Annotated in this window: 7 protein-coding genes; 2 read left to right on the forward strand and 5 right to left on the reverse strand. The window is 67.6% G+C overall.

Going from position 1 to position 9,128, the window contains the following annotated elements:
* Positions 1–72: 72 nt before the first annotated feature.
* The 4 genes from DI041_RS10380 to DI041_RS10395 form a co-directional block, all read right to left on the reverse strand.
* Positions 73–2,298, reverse strand: coding sequence for a TonB-dependent siderophore receptor (locus tag DI041_RS10380; RefSeq protein WP_046984952.1), 2,226 nt, complete (start codon positions 2,296–2,298; stop codon positions 73–75).
* Positions 2,299–2,590: 292 nt separating this feature from the next.
* Positions 2,591–3,877, reverse strand: a complete 1,287-nt coding sequence (locus DI041_RS10385; RefSeq protein ID WP_136638794.1) for a DUF445 domain-containing protein — start codon at positions 3,875–3,877, stop codon at positions 2,591–2,593.
* 118 nt (positions 3,878–3,995) lie between these two features.
* Entirely contained in the window at positions 3,996–4,874 is an 879-nt protein-coding gene (locus DI041_RS10390) for a plasmid replication/partition related protein (protein WP_046984954.1), read from the reverse strand.
* A gap of 63 nt (positions 4,875–4,937) precedes the next feature.
* A complete protein-coding gene (locus DI041_RS10395) occupies positions 4,938–6,290 on the reverse strand; it encodes an omega-aminotransferase AptA (RefSeq protein ID WP_136638793.1) in 1,353 nt (450 codons plus the stop codon).
* A 104-nt stretch (positions 6,291–6,394) separates the two neighbouring features.
* On the opposite strand from DI041_RS10395, the gene DI041_RS10400 reads away from it, so the two are divergent.
* Positions 6,395–7,891, forward strand: coding sequence for an aldehyde dehydrogenase (locus DI041_RS10400; protein WP_136638792.1), 1,497 nt, complete (start codon positions 6,395–6,397; stop codon positions 7,889–7,891).
* Positions 7,892–7,934: 43 nt separating this feature from the next.
* Here the strand turns inward: DI041_RS10400 and DI041_RS10405 are convergent, their stop codons facing one another.
* A complete protein-coding gene (locus DI041_RS10405; protein ID WP_136638791.1) occupies positions 7,935–8,579 on the reverse strand; it encodes a hypothetical protein in 645 nt (214 codons plus the stop codon).
* Positions 8,580–8,726: 147 nt separating this feature from the next.
* On the opposite strand from DI041_RS10405, the gene DI041_RS10410 reads away from it, so the two are divergent.
* Positions 8,727–9,128 (forward strand): MFS transporter (locus DI041_RS10410; RefSeq protein WP_136640136.1); only part of this gene is annotated, 402 nt, incomplete at its 3' end.

Here is a 9,128-nt window from a genome sequence, read left to right on the forward strand (position 1 = left end):
GCACCGCAGCGCGCCGGGGTTGGCCATCCGTGGCCGGGCACCGGTCGCAGAACCGGTGCCATCCATCGAGGGTCAGAGCTTCCAGCGCAGCGTCACGGTGACATTGCGTGGTTCGCCCCAGAACACGCCGTCATAGAAACCGACGCGGTTGTAATACTTCTTGTCCAGCAAGTTGTTCACGTTTACCTGCGCGGTGAAGTTCTCGTTGAAGCGATAGCCCGCCGACAGGTTGAGCAGGTAGATGTCGCCCTGTTCGATTGCCACGCGCTCGCGCTTGCCGCTGGTCAGGAAATCCGCACGCGGCTTGTTGCTCAGGCTCCAGATACCGCTCTGCCAGGTGGCGCCACCGCCCAGCCAGAAGCGGCCTTCAGCGCCGCCCGGTCGCCAGCTGGCGTTGAGGCGGAACAGATCGACCGGGATGACGGTGTTCTGGCGCACGCCCTGTGCATTGCGGCTGACGGTGTGGGTGAAGCCGGCCGCCAGGTTCCAGTTCTCACCAAGGCTGCCTTGTGCTTCGATCTCCCAGCCCTTGACCTTGTTGCCCTTGCCGGTGGAGCGGTAGGCACTGACCCCACCCGGCAGCGAGTTTTCCGGCACCGAGTCGTCGAGCTCGGCAACGTTGTCCTTCTGGCCCTTGAACACGGCCGCGGAAGCATTCAGCAGACCGTCGAAGAACTCGGCCTTGACGCCGGCCTCCCACATGTCACCGACCACCGGTTCGAGGTAGTTGTTGTCCCGGTCACGGTAGTTCTGCGGCTGGAAGATGTCGGTGTAGCTGACGTAGCCGCTGAAGTAGCGGTTGAAGTCGTAGATGAAGCCGGCATACGGAGTGAGCGAGTCGTCCGGCTTGTAGCCGCCGCGACGCGTATCGGTCAGGCGACCGGCGGCGTCATGGGTGTAGTTCCAGGTGCGCGTTTCCCAGCTGCCGTAGCGCGCGCCGAGCACCGCGGTCAACGGATCGGCCAGCTGCAGGCGCGTCGCCAGATAGGCCGCGCGCTGGCGCAGTTCGTCTTCAGAAGCCAGATAGCCCAGGCGGGTGACCTGCAGCGGCGCGACGTCGCCGTTCCAGCGGTGCCAATCCGGTACACGGGTGTAGCTGTCCGGGTAGGCAGCGGTGTCGGTGGCAGGCACGTCACCCTTGCGCACCGATTGGCCGAAACCGAGCACCAGCTCATGTTCGCGGCCGAACAGCCGGAACGGACCGCCAACGTTGAAGTCGAATACCTGCATGTCGCCGTTCTCGCCGAAGCTGCCGACGAAGGCGCTGATGCCGCTGCCATCGGCATTCGGGTAGCCGGAGGCCCCGTACCACACCGCACCGTCGGTTTCGCGCTTGGAGCGGGTATAGGCGGCCTTAGCGGTCCAGCCGTTGCCCAACTGCTGCTCAAGGCGTGCGAATGCGCTCTTTTCGATGATCGGCCAACTGCTCCAGCGGGCGGACAGGTTGGTCGAGCGCGGCAGGTTGGCGGGCTGGCCATCGGACCCCCAGTACGGCACCACGCCCCAGGTCACGCCTGTGGTGCGCGGCGACTGGTATTCGTAGCCGGCCTCGAGCAGGGTCGTGTCGGTAATGTCGGCCTGGACGATGCCGTAGAACACGTCCTTGTCCAGTTTGTAGACATCGCGGAACGAGTCACTCTGCTGTTTGGCCGCCACCACGCGCGCGCGGATGCGGCCGTCGAGCGCAACCGGGCCACCGAGGTCGGCTTCCAGGCGCTGGTTGCCCCAACGCCCGAGGGTCAGGTTGGCGCTCATCTGGAAGCTGTCGGTAGGACGCTTGCGCACGAAGTTGATGGTGCCGGACGGATCGCCGGCACCGGTGGTCAGGCCGGTTGCGCCGCGCACCACTTCGATGCGGTCATAGATCACGCTGTCGGTGTTGGTCTTGATGTACCCACCGAAGGTGTTGAGCATCCCATCGACCTGGAAATTGGTGATGTTGTAGCCGCGCGAGACGTAGTTGATGCGCTCGCTGTCGGTGACCGATACCGCCACGCCGGTGACCTGGCCCATCACATCGGACAGCGAGAACAGGCCCATGTCGTCCAGGCGCTGGCGGGTGACCACGGTCATCGACTGCGGCGTCTGGCGCAGCGACAGGCCGAGCTTGGTGGCCGTGCTGGCACGCTTGACCGTATAGCTGTCGACGATATCGCCGTCAGCGGTGACCTGGACCGTATCCAGCGTGCGCGCGGAAGGATCGGCAGTGCCGTCGGCGTGGGCCAGCGGGGCGATCATCAGTGCGGTCACGGCCAGGGCCAGCAGAGTGGGACGAGGGTGGTTCAGCGGCATTGCCATCGGTGCGATTCCATGCAGGACGAAACAGGCGATGGAATGCGCAGACGCAGCAGCCGTGCGCTCCGCGCACGTCGCCCAGCGAGTCCCATCGACGGTGCGCCACCCGTGTAGTGCGGGCGACCCGGTAGTCGGGGGATGTACACGGGCGAAGGGGCGGGTGGGTGCGTGCTTCCGTGCCCCGCTTGGCTAAGCGTACAACCGATCAGCAAATGATAGGCATTCGCATTTCGTTAATCAAGCGTGATGAATTCCGGCCTTTGCGCAGGGCGGGGATCGACTACCGCATGGGCGCCTAGAACCTGAACACCACCGTCGCTGCGTGCAGCAGCAGGCCGATCAGGCCGCCCACCAGGGTGCCGTTGAAGCGGATGAACTGCAGGTCGCGGCCCACGCTCAGTTCCAGCTGTTCGACCAGATGCCGCTCGTCCCAGCTCTTCACGGTCTGCGCGATGTGCGCGGTCACGCCTTCGCGCAGGCGGCCGGTGAGGCGCTGTGCGCCCTCCAGCAGATGCTGGTTGAGCGCCTCGCGCAGGGCCGGGTCGGCCTGCAGGCTGCTGCCCAGCGAAGCCAGGCTGCGCTGCAGGTGGCCGACCAGCGCCGAGTCTTCGCGCTGCAGGTCGCTGCGCAGGCTGGCGTGGATGCGCGCCCACAGACCCTGCACGTAGTCCTGCAGGGCCGGGTGATCGATCATTTCCTGCTTGAGCTGTTCGACGCGTTCGGCCAGGGCCGGGTCCTCGCGCAGGCGCTGCACGTAGTTCTGCAGCCAGCTCTCGTAGTCCTGGCGCAATGGATGCTGCGGCTCGGCCAGCACCTGCTGCAGTTCTTCCAGCACCGCACGCGCCAGTCGCTCGGCCAAGCTGTCGCCGATCTCGTCGATCGGCTTGACCCAGTTCACCGTGCTCGACAATGTCGGCCATTCGCGCTGGATGTAGCGCACGATCAGCTGCGAGGCGCGCTCCTTCACTTCCGGCTGCTCCAGCCAGCGGCCCAGGCGCTGCAGGCCCTCGTCCAGCACGCGCTGGTGGCGGCCATCGGCGGTCAGCAGGGCCAGCAGCTCACCGGCGGTTGAGGCGGCATTCCACTGCCGCAGCTGCTGCACCACGAACGCATGGAGCTGCCGGCGCACGGCGGCTTCGTCGAAGAAGTCCAGCGCCTGCAGCGCCCAGCCGCGGGCCATGTCGGCCAGCATCCGCGAGCGCGCCGGATCGGCCAGCCAACTGCCGAGGCGGCTGGCCGGATCGAACACCTGCAGCTTGGCCAGCAGCACCTGCGGCTCCAGGAACTGGTCGCGCACGAACAGGGCGAGGCTGTCGCCGATGCGTTCCTTGCTGCGCGGGATGATTGCCGTATGCGGGATCGGCAGGCCCATCGGCCGCCGGAACAGGGCAACGACCGCGAACCAGTCGGCCAGTGCGCCTACGGCTGCTGCTTCGCAGAAGGCCGAAACCCACGCCCAGATGCCGCGCTCGCCCTGCCAGTGGCTGACCGCGAAACCGGCCAGCATCAACAGCAGCAGGCCCAGCGCGAGGGCTTTCAGGCGCCGCAGCTGTGCGCGGCGCGGATCGTTGGCAGGCGTCATGGCGGAAGTCTAACCGGCACGGCATGAGCATCTGGTAGTGCCGGCCGCTGGCCGGCATCCGCAACGCACCCGGTACGTTCATGGGGTTGCCGGCCAGCGGCGGGCACTACCCGTTGCTTCAGAGCGCTTCGAGCTGCTTGCGCAGCGCGGCCAGCTGCGCGCGGAGGGTGTCGTTCTCGCGGGTCAGCGCGACCACGCGGCGGCGCAGCGCCGGGGCATCCTCGCCAAGCTGCTCCAGTGCCGACAGCACCTCGGCGTCGCGGCTGGCGATCTGCTCCTCGTCCGCTTCCTCGAAGTCCATCTCGGCTGCTTCCGGCTTCGGTGCGCGCGGCTTGCGCTTGGACTCGCGCACGCGCTTGGCGGCCTGCTTCAGCTCGTCCTTGCCACCAGCGGCAGCGGCGCGCTGTTCGTCTTCGGGCAGGTCCGCCACGGCAGCGGCGGCGCTGATCGAGATCACGCCGGCCTTCACCGCTTCCACTACCTCGGCCGCGGCCTGGGCGTGGATGCGTTCGATCATGCCGACCTGGCTGGTGCTCAGCTTGGCCTCGCGCGCCAACTCGGCACGGCTGATCTTCGGCGCCGGTTCCCACGGCGGGCTGTCCTCACCGGTCTCCTCGACCGCCTCGGCGGTGCCGTCGCTCTCGCGCTGCAGCTGGGCCTGCTCGACGTGCTTGCGGGCGGCCAGGATGTCGCGCTTGCGCAGCGCCAGCACGCCGCGCTGGAAGTCGGACACGCTCCGGCGGCCCAGGTGCTGCTCGATCATCCACAGGTGCACGTCTTCCATGCTCTGGAAGCGGGTGTTCTGCACGGTATTGAAGGGCAGGCCATGCTTCTGGCAGATGCCGAAACGGTTGTGGCCATCGACCAGCACATCACCCCACAGCACCAGCGCATCGCGGCAGCCCTCGGCCAGGATGCTGCGCTCCAGCGCGTCATGTTCGTCCGCGGTCAGCGGGTCGATGTAGGCCTTGAGTTCTTCTTTGACGACGATATCCATGGGCACGGCAACGAGCAGGAGCGGAACCGACCATTGTACCCGCTCGACGCCGCCGGCCCGGGCTCAGGCGGTGGCCCGGATCATCTCGCCCAGGGTGCCGGTGATCTGGTCGATCTGCGCCTTGTCCACGATCAGCGGCGGCGACAGCGCAATGATGTCGCCGGTACAGCGCACCAGCAGCCGGCCGTCGTGGAAGCAGCGCCGGAACACCTCGTAGCCGCGGCTGCCCGGCGCATCCCGGCGCGGCGCCAGTTCGACCGCACCGACCAGCCCGAAGTTGCGGATATCGATCACGTTGGGCAGGCCCTGCAGGGCATGCAGCCGCTCCTGCCAGTACTCGCCCAGCTCGATGGCACGCTCGAACAGGCGTTCTTCCGCGTAGACGTCCAGCGTGGCCAGCGCCGCCGCGCAGGCCAGTGGATGGCCAGAGTTGGTGTAGCCATGGAACAGCTCGATGGCCTGCGGCGGTGCCTGCATCAGGGCCGCATGCACGGCATCGCTGACCAGCACGCCGCCCAGTGGCACCGCGCCGTTGCTGACCGCCTTGGCGAAGGTCAGCAGGTCCGGAGTGACCCCGAAGCGCTGCGCGGCGAAGGGCATGCCGACCCGGCCGAAACCGGTGATGACCTCGTCGAACACCAGCAGGATGCCGTGGTGGTCGCAGAGCTCGCGCAGGCGCTGCAGGTAGCCCGGCGCGGGCAGGATCACCCCGGCAGATCCGGCGATGGGTTCAACGAACACCGCCGCGATGGTCGAGGCATCGTGCAGGGCGATCAGCCGTTCCAGGTCGTCGGCCAGCTCCGCGCCCTGGCGCGGCAGGCCCTTGCTGAACGCATTGCGCGGCAGGTCCAGGGTGTGCCGCAGGTAGTCCACACCACCCAGCTGCAGGCCGAACGCTTTGCGGTTGTTGGGCAGCCCACCCAGCGCCATGCCGCCGAAGCCCACCCCGTGGTAAGCCTTCTCGCGGCTGATGAAACGGGTGCGCTGGCCCTCGCCGCGCTGGCGGTGGTAGGCCAGCACGATCTTCATCGCGGTATCCACCGCCTCGGAGCCGGAACTGGTGAAGAACACATGGTTGAGCGGAGGCGGCGCCAATGCCGCCAGCCGCTGTGCCAGCGCGAATGCCGGCGGCGACCCCATCTGGAACGCGGGCGAGTAATCCAGGGTACGCGCCTGCTCGACGATGGCGTTGACGATGTGCGGCCGCGCGTGGCCGGCATTGCAGCACCACAGGCCGGCGGTGCCGTCGAGGACCTGGCGGCCGTCGACGTCCTCGTAGTGCATGCCTTCGGCCCGTACCAGCATGCGCGGTGCGGCCTTGTACTGGCGGTTGGCGGTGAACGGCATCCAGTACGCGTCCAGTGACTCGGGGCGCTGGGTGGCCAGGTCGTGCAGGTCGCTTTCGGGACGCTTCATGCCAGCTCCATCGGGTCCGATGCGATGAATGTAGCGCAGCTGCGTCACGGCGGAGTCGCGGCGGCCCCGGTATAACCAAGGCTCGTTGAATGTTGGAGCTTCCCATGGCCGATTTCCCCGACCGCAGCCATTGGCAGGCGCTGGTCCTCCAGCTGTCGATGCCGGGCCAGGCCTTCATCGACGGCCGCTATGTCGATGCCGCCAGCGGCGCCCGCTTCGACTGCATCAGCCCGATCGACGGTCGCGTGCTGGGCGCGGTCGCCGACTGCGACGCGCAGGATGTCGAACGCGCGGTACTCGCCGCGCGGCGCAGCTTCGATGTGGGCCACTGGTCGCAGGCGAGCCCGGCGCATCGCAAGCGTGTGCTGCTGGCGCTGGCGGCATTGGTGGAAACGCACGCCGATGAACTGGCCCTGCTGGAAACCCTGGACATGGGCAAGCCGGTGCGTGACGCCCGCCGTATCGACTTGCCCGGCGTGGTGCGCTGCCTGACCTGGACCGCCGAAGCCGTGGACAAGCTGTATGGCGAAATCGCGCCCACCGGCCCGCACGAGCTGGGCCTGGTCACGCGCGAGGCTGCCGGCGTGGTGGCCGCCATCGTGCCGTGGAATTTCCCGCTGCTGATGGCCTGCTGGAAGATCGCGCCGGCACTGGCGATGGGCAACTCGGTCGTGCTCAAGCCTTCCGAGCGGTCGCCGCTGAGTGCGCTGCGGCTGGCGGCGCTGGCCGCCGAAGCGGGCCTGCCCGAGGGTGTGCTGAACGTGCTGCCGGGCCAAGGTGCGCGCGTCGGCGAACCGCTGGCCCTGCACATGGACGTGGACGTGCTGGCGTTCACCGGCTCCACTGCCACTGGCGCCAAGCTGCTGGAGTACTCAGGCCGGTCCAATCTCAAGCGGGTCTGGCTGGAATGCGGCGGCAAGAGCCCGCACGTGGTGTTCGCCGACGCGCCCGACCTCGATGCAGCGGCGAAGGGCGTGGCGCAGGGCATCTTCTTCAACCAGGGCGAAGTCTGTACCGCCGGTTCGCGGCTGTTGGTGCAACGCTCGATCCGCGAGGATTTCGTGCACCAGGTGATCGCTTATGGCCAGCACATGCAGCCGCGTCATCCACTGGAGCCCGATGCACCGATGGGCGCGCTGGTCGATGCCGCGCACGTGGACAAGGTGCTGGCCGACATCGCGCGGGCCGAAGGCGAGGGTGCCCGGCTGTTGCTGGGAGGCCATCGTGCCGAGGTCGAGGCGGGTGGTTGCTACGTGCAGCCCACCGTGTTCGACCAGGTGCGGCCGGAGCAGGCATTGGCACGCGAGGAAGTGTTCGGGCCGGTGTTGGCCGTGCTCGGTTTCGAGGACGAGGCCGAAGCGGTGCGCGTGGCCAATGACAGCCGCTACGGCCTGGCCGCCGGACTGTGGACGCGTGACCTGGGTCGCGCCCATCGGGTCGCGCGCCAGCTGCGCGCCGGTAGTGTATGGGTGAATGGCTGGGACGGCGGGGACATGACCGCACCGTTCGGCGGCTACAAGCAGTCCGGCAACGGCCGTGACAAGTCTCTGCATGCGTTCGACAAGTACAGCGAGATCAAGGCTACCTGGATCCAGTTGTAACGACGCGGCTGCTCGGCTCTACATAAAGCATACAGCTGTCGAGCTACCGGCAGCGGGCGCTCACCTGCAGCACCGCCGCACGCAGCACGTCGCGGTCGGCTTCTTCGACGGCGTTCTGGAAATAGTCCATGTCCTGCTTGCCCAGCTCGCACGGGTCGACGATGTACCCCGGTGGCCACAAACCCAGCAGCTGTGCCACGCCATGCACGATCTGCTCGGGGGTCATCTGCCGACGGATCCGGAAGTAATTGCGGCGCGGCGCGAACGCGGGATGGACCTCGCGCCGACCGATCAGGCGCGGCGCCACGCCCGCTGCGCTGATGCCGTCGCCGCCATTGATGCTGCCCGCAGGCAGGTCCAGCATCAGTGGCGCCATTGCAGGCAATTCCTCGAACGCGGGTGTGCTGGCATCGTTAGGTGTCGCCGGGGGCGAGCGTGGCGCTGTCGATGCGGCCGGGCGCGCTGCCTCTGCGGTGGGCTGCGCCGGGTGCGGTTGCTGCGCAGGCACGGGCTGCTTCGGTGGCAGCCAGTACAACGTCATCCTGGCGCCTTCGTCGCTGCGCAGCGTCATCCTGCCACTGCCCAGCAGCCACACTGCCATCAACCCATGCACCAGCAGCACCACCAGCCATGCCGCCATGCGCGGCAGCTTCGGCGAATCGGACCACGACAGTGCGACTGCAGTCATCGGCAAAGCATCCATGCAGGGACCGGTGGCGCAGCCTAGCGGGCGGCCGGAAAAATTCCGTTGGCATCGGTGTCGGCTGAAACCATCGCCCCGTGCGGCCACCGGCCCGTGGCAGAATCGGGCGATCCGCCGTTACCCGTGTTGCCGATGTCGACGATCACCGCTGCCGCACCGCCCGTGAATTCCCCCCGCCGTGTCCTGCTGGCCAGCCTGATCGGCACCACCATCGAATTCTTCGATTTCTACATCTACGCCACGGCCGCAGTGCTGGTGTTCCCGCACCTGTTCTTCCCGGACAGCAGTGATCAGGCGGCGCTGCTGCAATCACTGGCGACCTTCGCGGTCGCGTTCATCGCCCGCCCAGTGGGCTCGGCGGTGTTCGGCCACTTCGGCGACCGCATCGGCCGCAAGGCCACGCTGGTGGCCGCGTTGCTGACCATGGGCGTGTCCACGGTGCTGATCGGCCTGCTGCCGACCCATGCGCAGATCGGGCTGTGGGCCCCGGCCTTGCTGGCGCTGTGCCGTTTCGGCCAGGGTCTGGGGCTGGGT

It is taken from the genome of Stenotrophomonas maltophilia (assembly GCF_004920835.1).
Taxonomy (GTDB): domain Bacteria; phylum Pseudomonadota; class Gammaproteobacteria; order Xanthomonadales; family Xanthomonadaceae; genus Stenotrophomonas; species Stenotrophomonas maltophilia_AQ.